We start from the raw sequence: 15,461 nt of genomic DNA, 5'->3' as shown, positions 1-15,461 counted from the left end.
CGTGATCTGCTCGGATCTGAACATCACCGCCCCGCCACGCTCAGCTTCACCGCCGTGGCGAAGTCCCGGTCCCGCAGGATCTCCCGCGCCGCGTTGCGCCCCGGATTGCCCGAGACCCCGCCGCCCGGGTGGCACCCCGCGCCGCACATGTAGAGCCCCTTGATCGGAGCCCGGTGGCTGGCGTGGCCCAGCACCGGCCGGGCCGCCCACAGCTGGTCCAGCGACATGTGGCCGTGCATGATGTCGCCGTTGACCAGGCCAAACTTTCGCTCGAGATCCACGGGCGACAGGATCATCCGTCCCAGGACCGAGGCCTTGAAGTTGGGGGCCCACTGGTTGACCGTGTCGATGATCAGGTCGGCGGCGGCTTCGCGCTCGTCGTCCCAGGTCCGGCCGTCGGGCAAGTTCCAGGCGAACTGCTGGCAGAACAGGCTGGCCACGTGCTGGCCGGGCGGGGCCAGGCTGTCGTCCAGGGTCGAGGGGATCAGGATCTCGACGATCGGCCGCTTGCTGATCCCGGTCGCCTTGGCGTCGCGATAGGCCGCGTCCATGTAGTCCAGGGTCGGCGAGATCACGATGCCGCACTGGTGGTGCTCGGTTGTGGCCTTGCCGGGCAGGCAGGTGAAGTCGGGCAGCTCCGACAGGGCCACGTTCATCCGGAAGGTGCCCGAGCCGTTCTTGTAGCCCTTGATCGCCTTCCTGAACGGGGCGGGCAGGGCCGAGGGGGCGACCAGCGAGCCGTACAGCAGGGCCGGGTTGAGGTTGGAGCTGACGATCGGGGCCATGATCTGGCGGCCGTCGACCAGCTGGACGCCGACCACCCGCTTGCCGGCTCCTTTCGGAGCGTCCTCGACGTGGACGCCCTCGACCTTGGCCTTGAGCAGGATCTCCACGCCCTTGGCGCGGCAGGCCCTGGCCATGGCCTGGGTGATCGCTCCCATGCCGCCGACCGCGTGGCCCCAGGCGCCCTTCTTGCCGTTCACCTCGCCGAAGGTGTGGTGCAGCAGCACATAGGCCGAACCGGGGGTGTCGGGGCTGGCGAAGTTGCCGACCACGGCGTCGAAGCCGAAGCTGGCCTTGACCGCGTCGCTCTCGAACCAGCCATCGAGAAAGTCGCGGGCGCTCTTGGTGAACAGGTCCAGCAGGTCGCGCTTGCGTTCGAGAGACAGGCCGGCCAGCCGCGAGCCTTGGCGAAGGCCGCGCAGCAGGCCCGGCAGGCCGTCGGTCAGGTTCGGCGGGGTCTCGCCGGCCAGGTCGCGCAGCACGTCGCCGATCTCGTCGAGCATGGCGTAATAGGCCGGCAGGCGCTCGGCGTCGCGGGCCGAGAACTTGCGGAACTGCTCCTGCGTGCGCTCCAGCCCGCCGCCCAGCTTGAGATAGGTGTTGTCGTCGATGGGCAGGAAGTTGGAGATCGGCCGCTCCAGAATCCGCAGGCCATGGCCGTGCAGGTCCATGTCGGCGATCACCTTGGGGCTGAGCAGGCTGACCGTGTAGCTGGCCACCGAGTTGCGGAAGCCGGGATGAAACTCCTCGGTCACCGCCGCCCCGCCCACCACGTCGCGCGCCTCGCAGACCGTGACCTTCAGCCCGGCGCTGGCCAGGTAGAAGGCGCAGACCAGGCCGTTGTGCCCGCCCCCGATGATGATCGCGTCGCGCTGCTGGGTGGCGGTGGCCATGGTCGTCTCCCCGGGATGTGGGGCGAGCTTGCTATACGACTGTAAAATAGGCAAGCGCCGGACGCCCCTATGCGGAGACGATGGCGAAACCGGATCTCCGGCCCTATATCCGCGCCTTCCCTTTCCGATCGACGAGACTCCCCATGGCCAAGCTGCAGCTTCTCGAAACCTTCAGCCTGCAGGAAACCGAGGACGGCTACCGCCTGCTGGTCTCGGCCGTCGGCGGCGAGGCGCTCTACGTCTCGATCACGCCGGACCAGATGGACGACATCATCGAAAGCCTGGAAGCGGCCATGGGCGGCGAGGACGGCGAAGGCGCCGAGGAAGACGAGGCGTTCTAGCTGAAGGCCGGAGCGTTTTTGCGCCTTGGTACCACCTTTCAACCGTCATCCCGGGCCTCGTGCCCGGGACCCCTCCGTCCGCCGCAGGTGCGGGGGTGTGGCGCGCTGGCGCGCCATTGTTCTTCACCGTCGGCTGAACCAGGGGTCCCGGGCACGAGGCCCGGGATGACGGTTGCTAAGGTGAGAACAAAATGGCAACTTATGAGGCCCTAAAGCCTCGCAGAACTCAGCCCATGGTCGGACGTGAACCCTGGATCGCCGTCCACATCATGGCCGACCACTATCGTGGGACGCTCTATATCGGCGTGACCAGCGCCTTTCACACGCGGATGATCCAGCATCGGGAAGGCGCGTTTCCGGGGTTCACCCGGCGGTACGGCCTGCGCCGCCTGGTCTGGTTCGAGCTCCACGACCTGATGACCGAGGCCATTCAGCGCGAGCGGTCCCTGAAGGAATGGCGGCGGCAGTGGAAGATCAACCTGATCGAACGGGACAATCCGCGATGGGATGATCTCTATTCGGCGACGTTCGAATGGACGCCGGTTCCTCGACAGGTGTGAGTTCGCCGCCCGTCCCTGCTAGAACCGCCGCATGTCCCGTCCGTCCGCCCTTCGCGCCGCCGCGCCCTATCTCTGCCTGGCCGGCGCGATGGTGTCGCTGAGCGTCGGGACGTCGTTCGCCAAGGCGCTGTTCCCGCTGGTCGGGGCGCAGGGGACCAGCGCCTATCGGGTGGGGTTCTCGGCCCTGGTGCTGTGCCTGGTCTGGCGGCCCTGGCGCATGGCGATGAACCGCAGCGACCTGGTCGCGGTCGTGACCTACGGCGCGGTCATGGGGGCGATGAACCTGTGCTTCTACATGGCCCTGCGCACCATCCCGATGGGCGTGGCGATCGCTATCGAGTTCACCGGCCCGCTGAGCCTGGCCCTGGTCCACGCCCGCAAGCCGATCCACTTCGCCTGGATCGCCCTGGCCGCCGCGGGCCTTGGCCTGCTGCTGCCGCTGGGCGACGCCAGCCTGAACCTCGACCCCGTGGGCGTGGCCTACGCCGCCACGGCGGCGGTGTTCTGGGCGCTGTACATCGTGGCCGGCCAGCGGACCGGGCACCTGCACGGCGGCCGCTCGGTGGCCTTGGGCATGGCCACGGCGGCGGCGGTCGTGGCCCCGTTCGGCGTCGCCGCGGCCGGGGCGGCCCTGCTGAACCCGTACGCCCTGGGCCTGGGCCTGGCGGTCGCGGTGGTGTCCAGCGCCGTGCCCTATTCGCTGGAGATGGCGGCCATGCGCGCTATCTCCCGGCGCAGCTTCGGAGTGATGCTGAGCCTGGAGCCGGCGGTCGGGGCCCTGGCCGGCCTGATGGTGCTGGGCGAGCACCTGGTGGCCCGCCAATGGCTGGCCATCGCCTTCGTGATCGCCGCCTCCGTCGGGACGGTCGCGACCGACCCGTCGCGCCAGTCCGCAGAGGCGCCGCTGCACGATTAGGGCGTCTTCAGCCTTGGGAGGCGAAAACCTCGTCCTTCGACAAGCTCAGGATGAGGTTTTTCTACGCACGGGGCTGTAAATGGCCCTCATCCTGAGCTTGTCGAAGGACAAGGACCACGCAGGGCTTTGAAGGTCGATCCGCTTTAGGCGGCGGCCTGGGCGCCGAGGTTGGTGCGGCCCCAGCTGGTGCGGCGGGCTTCCGGCTCGGACACCGACACCCGGGCGGTCTTGCCCTGGGCGCGCATGTGGCGGGCCAGCATCTCGGCGACGCCGACGGCTTCGGGCTGGCAGGGATAGGAGCCGATCAGGTCGAGCGATTCGTTCCAGGTGACGTGCCAGACGCCGGAGACAGGTCGGACGAAATAGGTGTGTTCGGCGGCCATCGTACTCACTCCTTGGTTCACTCAAGCGTCGGTCTTACCGCGCCGGCGTGACAGCTGTATCAATGCTGCACAGCAACATCTTGTTGCATTGCACACTGCAGGAGCCGCGCCAAGAGCGTCATTGGTGAATCTGGCAGCAACAATAAGGCGGGAGGGTGAGAAACCTGACCGGCCCCTCTCCCAGAGGGAGAGGGTTCAATCCTTCACCACCACCCCGCCCTTCATCACCGCCGCCACGTGCTCCAGCACCGAGATGTCCGCCAGCGCGTCGCCGTCGACGGCGATCAGGTCGGCGTAGCGGCCAGGGGCGATGGCGCCCACGTCGGTCTTCTTCATCAGCTCGGCCGCCACGGTGGTGGCCGACTGGATGGCCTGCATCGGGGTCATGCCGTAGCGGACCATGTACGTCATCTGCCGGGCGTTGAGGCCGTGGGGATAGACGCCCGCGTCGGTGCCGTAGGCGATCTTGACCCCGGCCTTGACCGCCTTGCGGAAGCCGTCGCGCTGGGCCTGGGTGGTGTCGAAGTTCTTGCGCAGGGTCTCGGCCGGCCAGCCGTGGGCCTTGCCATAGGCGTCGATCCAGTCGCCGTCATAGATGTCGGCCACCAGGAACACGCCCCGGGCCTTCATCATGGCGATGGCCTCGTCGTCCATCAGCGAGCCGTGCTCGATCGAGCGCACCCCGGCCCGCATGGCCGACTTCATGCCTTCGGCCCCGTGGGCGTGGGCGGTGGCGTAAGTCCCACGGCGGGCGGCCTCCTCGACGGCGGCCCGCATCTCGTCCTCGGTCAGCTCCTGGGCGCCCGGCTCGGTGCCGACGGTCAGGACCGCGCCGGTGGCGATCAGCTTCAGGAAGTCGGCGTGATGGGCCAGGATGCTGGCGGCCTTGCGATGGGCGTCGGCGGCGTCCTCGACCACGCCGGCCCGCATCTCGTCGGGGATCTTCACGTCGGCCGCCAGGCCGGTGATCTCGCCGCCGCCGCCGGGGATGGTGATATAGGCCCCGGCCACCGACATGCGGGGACCGGGCACGAGGCCGGCGTTGATGGCGTCGCGCAGGGCCACGTCGCCGAAGGCCCGCCAGGTCCCGACGTCGCGCACGCTGGTGAAGCCGGCCTCCAGGGTGAGGCGCGCATGGGCGGCGCCGATATAGGCCTGGTAGGCGGCGGTGGTCAGCAGCGGCTCGGCGATGTTCTCGGTCTGCTCCTGGTCGCAGAGGTGGGTGTGCATGTCGATCAGGCCCGGCAGCACCATGCGGGTCGACCAGTCGATGACCTTGCCGTCGGCCGGGGCGGCCTTCCACGGCGCGACCGCGACGATCCGCTCGCCGTCGATGGTGATCATCTGGTCGCTGAGGACCTTGCCCTGCAGGGTGTCGACCAGCTTGCCGGCGTGGACATAGACGGGGGCGGCCCAGGCGGCTTCGGAAGCGGCGAGCGGCGCGAGCGCCAGGGCGGCGGCCAGGACGGCGGTTTCGATCTTCACGAGAGCATCCCCACGATCCACTCATCCCGGCGAAGGTCGGGATGTGGATCCCCATTCGAAGTGCGACACCCCGGAGAAGACCTCGACGGGGGCGGGGAAGTCCAGACCTTGTCTCGGGGCGTCGCCACGAGCGTCGAGCTTGCCCAACATCCGCACGGCCTTGGGATCCGGGTCGCCGGGATGAGCGGCCTTCACGAGGCTTGTTCGGCCATCCAGTCCCGGAACGCCGCCAGGGCCGGCGTGACCGCCCGCGACTTCAGCCAGGTGAGCCAGTACATCCCCGCCCCCACCTCCAGGGCGAACGGCCGCACCAGCCGGCCCTGCTCCAGGTCGCGGGCGAACATCATCGACGGGGCCAGGGCCACGCCGGCGCCCTGCATCGCCGCCTCGACCATCACCCAGGAGCTGTCGAACACCGGCCCGCGGATCGGCGGCGGGACCAGGCCGGCGGCCGCGAACCAGTCGGGCCAGTCGTCGGCCCGGTAGCTGCGCAGCAGGACCTCGGCGCCCAGGGCCTCGGGCGACTTCAGCCGTTCGGCCACCAGGGGCGCGCACAGCGGGGTCATGGGCGCGGCGAACAGCGGGACGGCCTGGGTTCCGTGCCAGGCCCCGTCGCCGAACCGCACGGCGCAGTCCAGGCCCTCGCCGGCGATGTCGATGCGGTTGTTGTTGGTGAACAGGCGCAGGTCGACGAACGGATGGGCCTCGCGGAAGGCCGGCAGGCGCGGCAGCAGCCAGCCGACGGCGAAGGTGCCGACCACCCCGACGCTGAGCACCTCCATCACCCGCCCGGCCGCGAACCGCTCGAGCACGTCGCCCATGCGGTCGAAGCTGTCGCGCACCGGCGGCAGCAGGGCCAGCCCCTCGTCGGTCAGGGCCAGGCCGCGCGGCAGGCGGCGGAACAGGCTGGTCCCCAGCCGCTGCTCCAGGCCCTTGACCTGGTGGCTGACGGCGGCCTGGGTCACGCACAGCTCGATGGCCGCCCGCGTGAAGGACAGGTGCCGGGCCGAGGCCTCGAAGGCCCGCAGGGCGTTCAGGGGAAGCTGCGCGCGACTCATCTCGACACCCAAAATATTCTAGGGACTGAACCGAAGTATCATCGTTTGATCCCAAGGTCCCGCCTCGCCCATCTTCCCGCCCATGGAGGATCCGATGATCGACAGACGGCAAGTATTAACGGCTATCTCGACCCTGCCCGCCTTTTCTTTGGCCTCCCCCGCCGGCGCGGTCGCGACGGCGCGCCTGACCAGCGGCATTAGCCGGGGTATGGCCGCCCTGGAGGCGCGCAGCGGCGGGCGGCTGGGCGTGGCCGTGCTGGACACCGCCGACGGCAGGACCTTCGCCTATCGCGGCGACGAGCGCTTCGCGATGTGCAGCACCTTCAAGGCCCTGGTCGCGGGCCTGGTGCTCAAGCGGGTCGACCAGGGGCAAGAGCGGCTGGACCGGCGGATCGTGTACGGCCGAAACGTGCTGCTGGCCCATTCGCCGGCCACGGAGCAGCACATCAACGACGGCATGACCGTGGGGGCGCTGTGCGAGGCGACGGTCACCCTCAGCGACAACGCCGCCGCCAATATCCTGCTCTACACCTTCGGCGGCCCGCCGGCCCTGACCGCCTTCCTGCGCGGCCTGGGCGACAAGGTGACCCGCCTGGACGGCTACGAGCCGAACCTCAACGTGGTGCGGCCCGGCGAGATCCACGACACCACCTCGCCCAACGCCATGCTGGGCGCCCTGCGCGCCCTGGCCCTGGGCCCGGTCCTGTCGTCGGCCTCGCGCCAGCAACTGGTCGCCTGGCTGGTGGCCAACCAGACCGGCGACAAGCGGCTGAGGGCCGGCCTGCCCGCCGGCTGGAAGGTCGGCGACAAGACCGGCAGCTGGGGCGACGGCAAGGTCGGGACCACCAACGACATCGCCGTGATCTGGCCTCCCGGTCGCCCTCCGCTGCTGATCACCGCCTATCTGAGCCGCTCCACCCTCGCCGACGACGGCCGCAACGCCGTGATCGCCGAAGTCGCCCGACTGGTCGTCGCCGCCGGTTTCGGATCCTAGGAGCCATGGACAGTCAGGCGCTTGGCGCCGGCGCCCGCCCTCGTCCTTCGACAGGCTCAGGATGAGGGCGACTTGCCGGGCGGCCGAGTGGAATTCCTCATCCTGAGCCTGTCGAAGGACGAGGAATTGCGCCCAAGATCGCCAACGGCTCGCCGATCCTCGGGGGAATGACGCGCCAAGCCACTGTTCTTTAAGCCCTTAAGCCTATGCGTGCTTCACGGGCGTCCTGACACGAGCCAAGGTCGGGCGCCCGCGAAAGCAGGGTGATGACAGCGACGACCTCCCTCGCCTCGACCGGACCGATCTGGCGCTGGACGGGCGGCGACATTCTGAAGACCCTGGTCCTGGCCGTGGGCGCGGCGGTCGGCTACGCCCTGCTGGCCTATCTCTGCGTCGAATTCCCCCGCAACTATGGCCAGGTGGCGCCGATCTGGCTGTCCAACGGCTTCGGCGTGGCCTGCCTGCTGTCGTGCCGCAACCGCCACTGGCCGGCCGTGCTGCTGGGATGCCTGGCCGGCGGGCTGGCGGCCGGCGCCCATGTCCATGACCTGCTCGCGGTCAATGTCGTGCTGGTCAGCTGCAACATCGTCCAGGTCTTGGTCTGCGCCTGGGGCGTGCGCCGCGTGATCGGCGAGACGATCGACCTGGGCCGCGCCCGGGACATGATCGCCTTCGCCCTGATCTGCGGCCTGGCCGGCCCGCTCGCCACCAGCGTCCTGGCCGCCTCGCTCCATACGGCGATGCGCGGCGGCGTGCTGCTGGCCAATATCAGCCTGTGGTCGCTGGGCGACATCCTGGGCCTGATGACCATCACGCCCTGCCTGCTGGCCATGGTCCGCATGCGCCACTATCTGCGCGAGCGGCCGCTCTCCGCCAGCGGCGCGGCCAGCCTGCTGCTGTTGCTGGTCGTGACGGTCGGCGTCTTCGCCCAGAACCGGCCGCTGCTGTTCATGATCCCGCCGGTCATGCTGCTGGTCGCCTGGCGGCTGGAGGTGCTGGGCGCGGCGCTCAGCGCGACCCTGGTGGCCGTGGTGGCGGTGATCTTCACCATGGCCGGCCACGGGCCGATCACGCTGCTGCGGGCGGGGTCGACCGACCAGGCCATCGTGCTGCAGCTGTTCCTGGCCGTGGCGATCTTCATCAGCCTGCCCGTGGCCTCGATCCAGCGCCACCGGCGCCAGATGCTGCAGAAGATGACCGAGGCCAACGCCGCGGTGTTCCGCAGCGAGGCGCGCTTCCGCCAACTGGCCGAAGACGCCCAGGACCTGATCGTCCACAGCGACCTGCGCGGCGTCATCCAGTACGTCTCGCCGGCCTGCGTCGCCATGCTGGGCTACGCGCCGGAGGAGCTGGTCGGCCGCGAAGGGATGACTACGGTGCACGAGGACGACCGCGAGGCCGTCCGCGCGATCGTCATCGAACACATCGCCCATCTGGCGGCGCATCACGACAACGCTCCCACGCGGGTCGAGTATCGCGCGATCCGCAAGGACGGGCGGATGATCTGGCTGGAATCCCGCCCCAGCCTGCAGCGCGACCCGCTGACCGGGGCGGTCCTGGGCATCAGCGACATCGTCCGCGACGTCACCGAGCAGAAGGCCATGGAGCAGGAGCTGCGCGAGGCCCGCAACGCGGCCGAGGCGGCCGCCGCGGCGAAGGGCGAGTTCCTGGCCAATATGAGCCACGAGCTGCGCACGCCCCTGACCTCGGTGCTGGGGTTCGCCCGGCTGGTCGATGACGAGCCGGAGCTGTCGCCCGACGCACGCCGCTTCATCGGCCGGGTGCTGAGCGGCGGCAAGGCGCTGCTGGCCACCATCAACGACATCCTGGACTTCTCGAAGCTGGAGGCCGGCCAGCTGGAGCTGAAGCTGGAGCCCGTCGCCCCCGCGCCGCTGATCGAGGAGGCCCTGGACCTGTTCTCGCTGGAGACCGAGGCCCGGGGCGTGGCCCTGCGGGCCGACGGGCTGGACGGCTTGCCCGCCAACCTGCTGATCGACGGCGGCCGCCTGCGCCAAGTGCTGCTGAACCTGATCGGCAACGCGGTGAAGTTCACCGAGGCCGGGTCGGTCACCGTCACGGCCGCCTATGACGACGCCGCCGGGCGGCTGCGCGTCTCGGTGCGCGACACCGGGCCCGGCATCGCGCCCGAGGCCGTCGACCTGCTGTTCCGCCGCTTCTCCCAGGTCGACGCCGGCCTGACACGCAAGCACGGCGGCACCGGCCTAGGCCTGGCCATCTGCAAGGGCCTGGTCGAGGCGATGGGCGGCCAGATCGGCGTGGTCAGCGATCCGGGCCAGGGCGCCTGCTTCAGCTTCGACGTCGTGGCGCCGTCCGCCGCGGAGGCCAAGACGCTCGCCGACCATGAGGCCGCCGTTCCATCGCTGCCGCCGGCCTGCCACGTGCTGGTCGTCGACGACAACCCGGCCAACCGCGAGCTGGTCAACGCCATCCTCACCGCCCTGGGCGCGCAGGTGTCCGAGGCGGTGGACGGCGAGGAGGGCGTCGCCGCCGCCGCGGTTCGCCCGTTCGACGTCATCCTGATGGACCTGCGCATGCCGCGCCTGGACGGCGCCCAGGCGGCCCTGCGCATCCGCGGCGGAGGCGGCCCCAACGCCGGCGCGCCGATCATCGCCTTCTCGGCCGACGCGCGGACCGGCGGCCCAGGCGGGGTCTTCGACGGCTCGGTGTCCAAGCCGATGACCGCCGCCAGCCTGGTTGACGCCCTCAACAGCGCCATGGCCAAGGCGCCGCCCAGGAGCCTCCCGGCCTCGGCCTGACCCGCGACCTGGAAGAACATCGGTTTCCGAGATTGCGCGCCGGCCCGCGCACGCTAGGATTGCGCCTCCTTCAGGAGGTCCGACCATGAGCGACGAACTCGTCTTCTACACCAACCCGATGTCGCGCGGCCGCATCGTCCGCTGGATGCTGGAAGAGGTCGGCGCCCCCTATCGCACCGTCGTGCTCGACTACGCCTCGACGATGAAGGCTCCGGAGTACCTGGCGGTCAATCCGATGGGCAAGGTGCCGGCGATCACCCACCGCGGCGTGACCGTCACCGAGGGGGCGGCGATCTGCGCCTATCTGGCCGACGCCTTCCCCGAGGCCGGCCTGGCCCCGCCGGTCGGCTCACCCGCTCGCGGGACCTATTATCGCTGGCTGATGTTCGGCTGCGGGCCGGTGGAGGCGGCGGTGACCAACAAGGCGCTGGGGGTGGAGGTGCCGCCCGAACGCCGCGCCACGGCTGGCTATGGCTGCCTGGACGACACCCTGAACACCCTGGAAACAGCGGTGGGCGGCAAGCCGTACATCGTCGGCGACGCGTTCTCGGCCGCCGACGTCTATGTGGGCTCGCAGATCGGCTGGGGCATGATGTTCGGCTCGATCGAGAAGCGCCCGGCCTTCGAGGCCTATTGGGCGGGGATCAACCAGCGCCCGGCCGCCAGGCGGGCCTCCCAGATCGACGACGCGCTGATCGCCAAGGCCAAGGAAGACGCTTGAGCCCTTCGACGCGGGCTGAACATGGGACGGGGACAGGCGCATGCGCCTGTCCCCAAGAGTGAACCTGAACTCAAAAGTTCTAGAGCAAGCCGCGCGATATAGGATCGCGTGGCTTGCTCCAGGCTCTGTGTTCGCATCGCTTTTGCGGAAAACCGGCGTCCACTTTTCCGCGCGATGCTCTAGGCCAGGACCTGGATCACCACCCGGCGGTTCTGGGCGCGGCCGTCGGGGTTGTCGTTGGGGGCGACGGGGTCATCCTCGCCGTACGAGATCGTCGCCATGCGGTTCAGCGGCACGCCTTGCTTGCTGAGGAACTTGCGCACCGTCTCGGCCCGCTCGCCGGCCAGGCTCTCGTTGTACTTCGGATCGCCGGTGGCGTCGGTGAAGCCCTGGATTTCCAGATAGACGTTCTTGTTGTCGCCTTTCAGCTTCGAGGCGAAGTCAGCCAGGCGCTGCTCGGCCTCAGGGGACAGCTCGTAGCGGTTCAGCGGGAACTTCACCGAGTCGTCGCTCAGCACCACCGAGTACAGGAACTTGCCCTCGGCCAGCTTGCCGGCGTCGGTCGCGCGCTTCAGCGCTTCCTGGCTGGTCCGGTCGACCTCGGCCAGCTTGGTCTCGGTCCCGTCGACCCGCGTGTTCACCACGCCGACCTGATCGTTGACATAACCCTTGGTCGCGCAGCCGCTGACCGACAACCCGCCGGCCACCAGAGCGCTCACCATCATCATCTTATAATTCATGCTAATCATGGCACACCCTTCCGCCTGTTGTTTCAATGCCGAGCGCCAAGCTGAGCCGTCCCACACCCCAGCAGCGGCGCTTCGTCAGGTCAAAATCGACATTCGAAAGAGGCGAATTCTGGGCCTGTTCTGGACAGACTTGGCCATTGCGGAGAAGGCGTTGCACCCACTCTTAAATAGCGCGCGCGTACGCAGAACCTGAACAAAGGTTCCCAATAAATATTTGTAATATGCTAGGGCTGAGCCGCCATCCTGGACCTGTTTTTCCGTCTCCGCCAGACAGAAAAGCGGGCGCGCCCATCGGACGCGCCCGCCAAGGATTCGGTTGAGCTGGTATTTACTGCAACGTCGCCTTGCCGATCGCCAGGCCATCCGCCCCGGCGCCGACGGCGATCACCCCGCCGTCCTCCAGGTCGCCGGCCAGCAGCTTCTTGGCGATCGGGTCGATCAGGTCCTTCTGGATCACGCGCTTGAGCGGCCGCGCGCCGTAGACCGGATCATAGCCCTTGTCGGCCAGCCACTGCAGGGCCTCGGCGTCCAGCGCCAGGGTCATGCGCCGCTCGGCCAGCATCTTGTCCACCCGCTGCAGCTGGATGCGGACGATGTCGCCCATGTTCGCGCGTGACAGGCGCTTGAACAGGATGATCTCGTCGATCCGGTTGAGGAACTCGGGGCGGAAGTGGCCGCGCACCGTGTTCATCACCAGCGGGCGGACCTCCTCGACGTCGGACCCGTCCTCCTGGTTGGCCAGGAACTCGGCCCCGAGGTTGGAGGTCATGATGATCAGGGTGTTCCTAAAATCGACCGTCCGGCCCTGGCCGTCCGTGAGACGACCATCGTCCAGCACTTGAAGGAGCACGTTGAAGACGTCCGGGTGGGCCTTCTCGATCTCGTCGAACAGCACCACCTGGTAGGGACGCCGGCGCACGGCCTCGGTCAGCGCCCCGCCCTCGTCGTAGCCGACATAGCCGGGGGGCGCGCCGATCAGCCGGCTGACCGAGTGCTTTTCCATGTATTCCGACATGTCCATGCGGGTGATCGCATGCTCGTCGGCGAACATGAATTCGGCCAGGGCCTTGGTCAGCTCGGTCTTGCCCACGCCCGTCGGGCCCAGGAAGAGGAACGAGCCGATCGGCTTGGAAGGGTCGTGCAGGCCGGCCCGAGCCCGCCGGACGGCGTCTGACACCGCCTCCAGCGCCTCGTCCTGGCCGACGACGCGGCCGCGCAGGGCGTCCTCCATCTTCAGCAGCTTCTCGCGCTCGCCTTCCAGCATCTTCTCGACCGGCACCCCGGTCCAGCGGCTGACCACGGCGGCGATCTGCTCGGCGTCGACCACTTCCGGCGTCAGGGCCTTCTGGGCGCCCGCGCCGCCTTCGCCGGCCTCGGCCTCCGCCAGGCGACGCTCCAGGGCCGGGATCTCGCCGTACTGAATCTGGCCGGCCCGGGCGAAGTCGCCGGCCCGCTGGGCCGTCGCCAGGTCGGCGCGCAGCCGGTCCAGGGCCTCGCGGGCCTGGGCGGCGCCGCCGACCTTGTCCTTCTCGGCCTTCCAGCGGGCGGTCATCTCGTCGCTGCGGAACTGCAGGTCATCGATCTCGACCTCCAGGTTCTCCAGGCGCTGTTTTGAGGCGGCGTCGGTTTCCTTGGACAGCGCCTCGCGCTCGATCTTCAGCTGCACCAGGCGGCGGTCGATCTCGTCCAGTTCCTCGGGCTTGCTGTCGATCTGCATCCGCACCCGGCTGGCGGCCTCGTCGACCAGGTCGATGGCCTTGTCGGGCAGGAAGCGGTCGGCGATGTAGCGGTTGCTGAGCGTGGCGGCGGCGACGATGGCGCTATCCGAGATCCGCACCCCGTGGTGCACCTCGTACTTCTCCTTCAGGCCGCGCAGGATCGAGACGGTGTCTTCCACCGTCGGCTCGCTGACGAACACCGGCTGGAAGCGGCGGGCGAGCGCCGCGTCCTTCTCGACATGCTTGCGGTACTCGTCCAGCGTGGTGGCGCCCACGCAGTGCAGCTCGCCGCGGGCCAGAGCGGGCTTCAGCAGGTTCGAGGCGTCCATCGCCCCGTCGCTCTTGCCCGCCCCGACCAGGGTGTGCATCTCGTCGATGAACAGGATGATCGAGCCCTCGGCGGCCGTGACCTCGCCGAGCACCGCCTTCAGCCGCTCCTCGAACTCGCCGCGATATTTCGCGCCGGCGATCAGGCTGCCCATGTCCAGCGACAGCAGCTTCTTGTCCTTGAGGCTCTCGGGCACGTCGCCGTTGACGATGCGCTGGGCCAGGCCCTCGACGATGGCGGTCTTGCCGACCCCCGGCTCGCCGATCAGGACGGGGTTGTTCTTGGTGCGGCGGCTCAGCACCTGGATGGTGCGGCGGATCTCCTCGTCGCGGCCGATCACCGGGTCGATCTTGCCGTCGCGGGCCGCCTGGGTCAGGTCGCGGGCGTAGCGCTTGAGCGCGTCATAGCCGTCCTCGCTGGAGGCGCTGTCGGCCGTGCGGCCCTTGCGGATCGCCGCGGCGGCGGTCTCAAGGCCCTGGGCCGTCGCTCCGGCCTCCTTCAGGATCTTGGCCGCGTCGCCGCCTTCCTTGGCGATGGCGATCAGCAGGCGCTCGGTGGTGACGAAGGCGTCGCCGGCCTTCTTCGCCCCCTCCTCGGCCGCGCTGAACACCCGGGCGGTATCGGGCTTCATGTAGAGCTGGCCGCCGGCGCCGTCGACGCGGGGGGTCTTGGCCAGCAGGGCGTCGACGGCCGCGTCGGCCGCGTCGGGCCGGCCGCCGGCGTTCTGGATCAGGGTGCGGGAAAGGCCGTCCTTCTCCTCGAGCAGGACCTTCAGCAGGTGTTCGGGCCCCAGCTGCTGGTGCCCCTTGGCCAGGGCCAGGCTCTGGGCCGACTGGACCGCGGACTTGGCGCGGTCGGAATAGAGATCGATCTTCATGCGGTATCCCCTCCATGGGCGGATTTGGGCCGCTCGCCTCGCTTGAGCACGAGCCGCCCAGGACGGGATTTAGGTGTGGCCGTTCAGCCACACAAGGGCGCCCACCCAGACTCTCTAACGCCGGCGGACCTGAACGCCAGCCCAGCGATCATAGAACGGATCCGGTCGCTGGAAGGCCATGGCGATAAACACCGCCAGCACGGCCAGCCCGAACACGATCGACGCGACCAGGCTCGCACCTCCAAGGCCGAGGTCGACCAGGCCTATCGCGCTCAGAATCGACACCAGGTTGAAGGTCGCCCATAGGCCGTAGACCACCAGATTGCGGATCAGGGCGCCGCGCAGGGTGGACTTTCCAGTGCGCGTATCGACGACCCGAACCCCCGCCAGGGCCTTGCCCAGGCTCGTCCCAACCAGCCCCTCGGACAGGGTTAGGCCGACCAGCAGCAGGATTCCGGTTAGGCTGTCGGCGAAGAAGACGCGCGGCAAAAATCGCCCGTCCAGGTCGACCGCGCCGGCGCGCCACATCGTCGTGATCACGTTGCCCGACTGCTGGACCTGATTGAGCCTAACGAAGCGATTGACTTCGTGTCCGAAGAATCGCGACGTGCAGAGCACCGCGCTGTCGATCCGGAACCCCACCGGCAGTTCCAGCCCTCTAGGCGCCGTCCTGGTCGGGGCGCAGGCGGTCGTCATCAGGACGGCCTGCTGTACACGGACCTGACCGCCGGTTTGGCCGTAGGCCACAGCGCCGACCGTCGAGACCAGCGCGCCCACCAAGATCCAGTCGATCAGCGCGGCCAGCACGCGCCGCCAAAAGCCGCCCGACAGGCGCTTCCGAGCGGTCGGCTCATGGGATTCGGTCATCAGCCCCCCGG

Annotated in this window: 13 protein-coding genes and 1 pseudogene; 7 read left to right on the top strand and 7 right to left on the bottom strand. The window is 69.0% G+C overall.

Annotation, left to right across the window (positions count from 1 at the left end; all coding sequences use genetic code 11):
• Positions 1–23: 23 nt before the first annotated feature.
• Positions 24–1,676: a phytoene desaturase family protein gene (locus G3M57_RS05015; protein WP_163229147.1), complete on the bottom strand. Its 1,653-nt coding sequence runs from the start codon at positions 1,674–1,676 to the stop codon at positions 24–26.
• A 143-nt stretch (positions 1,677–1,819) separates the two neighbouring features.
• On the opposite strand from G3M57_RS05015, the gene G3M57_RS05010 reads away from it, so the two are divergent.
• The 4 genes and pseudogenes from G3M57_RS05010 to G3M57_RS27880 form a co-directional block, all read left to right on the top strand.
• The gene (locus tag G3M57_RS05010; protein WP_056753316.1) at positions 1,820–2,017 is read left to right on the top strand and encodes a hypothetical protein; all 198 of its coding nucleotides are present in this window, start codon (positions 1,820–1,822) and stop codon (positions 2,015–2,017) included.
• Between the two features lie 233 nt (positions 2,018–2,250).
• Positions 2,251–2,577, top strand: a complete 327-nt coding sequence (locus G3M57_RS05005; protein WP_163229145.1) for a GIY-YIG nuclease family protein — start codon at positions 2,251–2,253, stop codon at positions 2,575–2,577.
• A gap of 31 nt (positions 2,578–2,608) precedes the next feature.
• Positions 2,609–3,493, top strand: coding sequence for an EamA family transporter (locus G3M57_RS05000; protein ID WP_163229143.1), 885 nt, complete (start codon positions 2,609–2,611; stop codon positions 3,491–3,493).
• Positions 3,494–3,506: 13 nt separating this feature from the next.
• Positions 3,507–3,607 (top strand): annotated as a pseudogene (locus tag G3M57_RS27880) (hypothetical protein); the annotation flags it as partial.
• A gap of 29 nt (positions 3,608–3,636) precedes the next feature.
• On the opposite strand, the gene G3M57_RS04995 reads toward G3M57_RS27880, so the two are convergent.
• From G3M57_RS04995 to G3M57_RS04985, 3 genes are all read right to left on the bottom strand, one after another.
• Complete coding sequence (locus G3M57_RS04995; RefSeq protein WP_056753323.1) at positions 3,637–3,876, bottom strand: hypothetical protein; 240 nt, start codon at positions 3,874–3,876, stop codon at positions 3,637–3,639.
• A 195-nt stretch (positions 3,877–4,071) separates the two neighbouring features.
• Positions 4,072–5,361 (bottom strand): Xaa-Pro dipeptidase, encoded by a 1,290-nt coding sequence (locus G3M57_RS04990; RefSeq protein ID WP_208789659.1) that lies wholly within the window; start codon positions 5,359–5,361, stop codon positions 4,072–4,074.
• 191 nt (positions 5,362–5,552) lie between these two features.
• Positions 5,553–6,419 (bottom strand): LysR family transcriptional regulator, encoded by an 867-nt coding sequence (locus G3M57_RS04985; RefSeq protein WP_163229141.1) that lies wholly within the window; start codon positions 6,417–6,419, stop codon positions 5,553–5,555.
• Positions 6,420–6,627: 208 nt separating this feature from the next.
• Here G3M57_RS04985 and bla point away from each other — a divergent pair, with 208 nt between their 5' ends.
• From bla to G3M57_RS04970, 3 genes are all read left to right on the top strand, one after another.
• Positions 6,628–7,413, top strand: a complete 786-nt coding sequence (gene bla, locus G3M57_RS04980) for a class A beta-lactamase (RefSeq protein WP_244322609.1) — start codon at positions 6,628–6,630, stop codon at positions 7,411–7,413.
• A gap of 266 nt (positions 7,414–7,679) precedes the next feature.
• Positions 7,680–10,190 (top strand): MASE1 domain-containing protein, encoded by a 2,511-nt coding sequence (locus G3M57_RS04975; RefSeq protein ID WP_163229137.1) that lies wholly within the window; start codon positions 7,680–7,682, stop codon positions 10,188–10,190.
• Positions 10,191–10,275: 85 nt separating this feature from the next.
• Positions 10,276–10,911: a glutathione S-transferase family protein gene (locus tag G3M57_RS04970; RefSeq protein ID WP_163229136.1), complete on the top strand. Its 636-nt coding sequence runs from the start codon at positions 10,276–10,278 to the stop codon at positions 10,909–10,911.
• Positions 10,912–11,090: 179 nt separating this feature from the next.
• Here the strand turns inward: G3M57_RS04970 and G3M57_RS04965 are convergent, their stop codons facing one another.
• The 3 genes from G3M57_RS04965 to G3M57_RS04955 form a co-directional block, all read right to left on the bottom strand.
• The gene (locus G3M57_RS04965) at positions 11,091–11,660 is read right to left on the bottom strand and encodes an OmpA family protein (protein WP_056753339.1); all 570 of its coding nucleotides are present in this window, start codon (positions 11,658–11,660) and stop codon (positions 11,091–11,093) included.
• Positions 11,661–11,988: 328 nt separating this feature from the next.
• Complete coding sequence (gene clpB, locus G3M57_RS04960) at positions 11,989–14,583, bottom strand: ATP-dependent chaperone ClpB (protein WP_056753348.1); 2,595 nt, start codon at positions 14,581–14,583, stop codon at positions 11,989–11,991.
• Positions 14,584–14,697: 114 nt separating this feature from the next.
• Complete coding sequence (locus G3M57_RS04955) at positions 14,698–15,450, bottom strand: RDD family protein (RefSeq protein ID WP_163229134.1); 753 nt, start codon at positions 15,448–15,450, stop codon at positions 14,698–14,700.
• Positions 15,451–15,461 lie beyond the last annotated feature (11 nt).

Source organism: Caulobacter rhizosphaerae (assembly GCF_010977555.1).
Lineage (GTDB): Bacteria > Pseudomonadota > Alphaproteobacteria > Caulobacterales > Caulobacteraceae > Caulobacter > Caulobacter rhizosphaerae.
Note: the sequence above shows the minus strand (reverse complement) of the source record. Positions and strands in the feature narration are given on the sequence as shown.

What these genes read in the sequence shown, in the direction of transcription:
- G3M57_RS05005 (WP_163229145.1), top strand. Translation starts at nt 2,251, where the DNA reads ATGGTCGGACGTGAACCCTGGATCGCCGTCCACATCATGGCCGACCAC.
- G3M57_RS05015 (WP_163229147.1), bottom strand. Translation starts at nt 1,676, where the DNA reads ATGGCCACCGCCACCCAGCAGCGCGACGCGATCATCATCGGGGGCGGG.
- G3M57_RS04985 (WP_163229141.1), bottom strand. Translation starts at nt 6,419, where the DNA reads ATGAGTCGCGCGCAGCTTCCCCTGAACGCCCTGCGGGCCTTCGAGGCC.
- G3M57_RS05010 (WP_056753316.1), top strand. Translation starts at nt 1,820, where the DNA reads ATGGCCAAGCTGCAGCTTCTCGAAACCTTCAGCCTGCAGGAAACCGAG.
- G3M57_RS05000 (WP_163229143.1), top strand. Translation starts at nt 2,609, where the DNA reads ATGTCCCGTCCGTCCGCCCTTCGCGCCGCCGCGCCCTATCTCTGCCTG.
- G3M57_RS04970 (WP_163229136.1), top strand. Translation starts at nt 10,276, where the DNA reads ATGAGCGACGAACTCGTCTTCTACACCAACCCGATGTCGCGCGGCCGC.
- G3M57_RS04975 (WP_163229137.1), top strand. Translation starts at nt 7,680, where the DNA reads ATGACAGCGACGACCTCCCTCGCCTCGACCGGACCGATCTGGCGCTGG.
- clpB (WP_056753348.1), bottom strand. Translation starts at nt 14,583, where the DNA reads ATGAAGATCGATCTCTATTCCGACCGCGCCAAGTCCGCGGTCCAGTCG.
- bla (WP_244322609.1), top strand. Translation starts at nt 6,628, where the DNA reads ATGGCCGCCCTGGAGGCGCGCAGCGGCGGGCGGCTGGGCGTGGCCGTG.
- G3M57_RS04965 (WP_056753339.1), bottom strand. Translation starts at nt 11,660, where the DNA reads ATGATTAGCATGAATTATAAGATGATGATGGTGAGCGCTCTGGTGGCC.
- G3M57_RS04995 (WP_056753323.1), bottom strand. Translation starts at nt 3,876, where the DNA reads ATGGCCGCCGAACACACCTATTTCGTCCGACCTGTCTCCGGCGTCTGG.
- G3M57_RS04955 (WP_163229134.1), bottom strand. Translation starts at nt 15,450, where the DNA reads ATGACCGAATCCCATGAGCCGACCGCTCGGAAGCGCCTGTCGGGCGGC.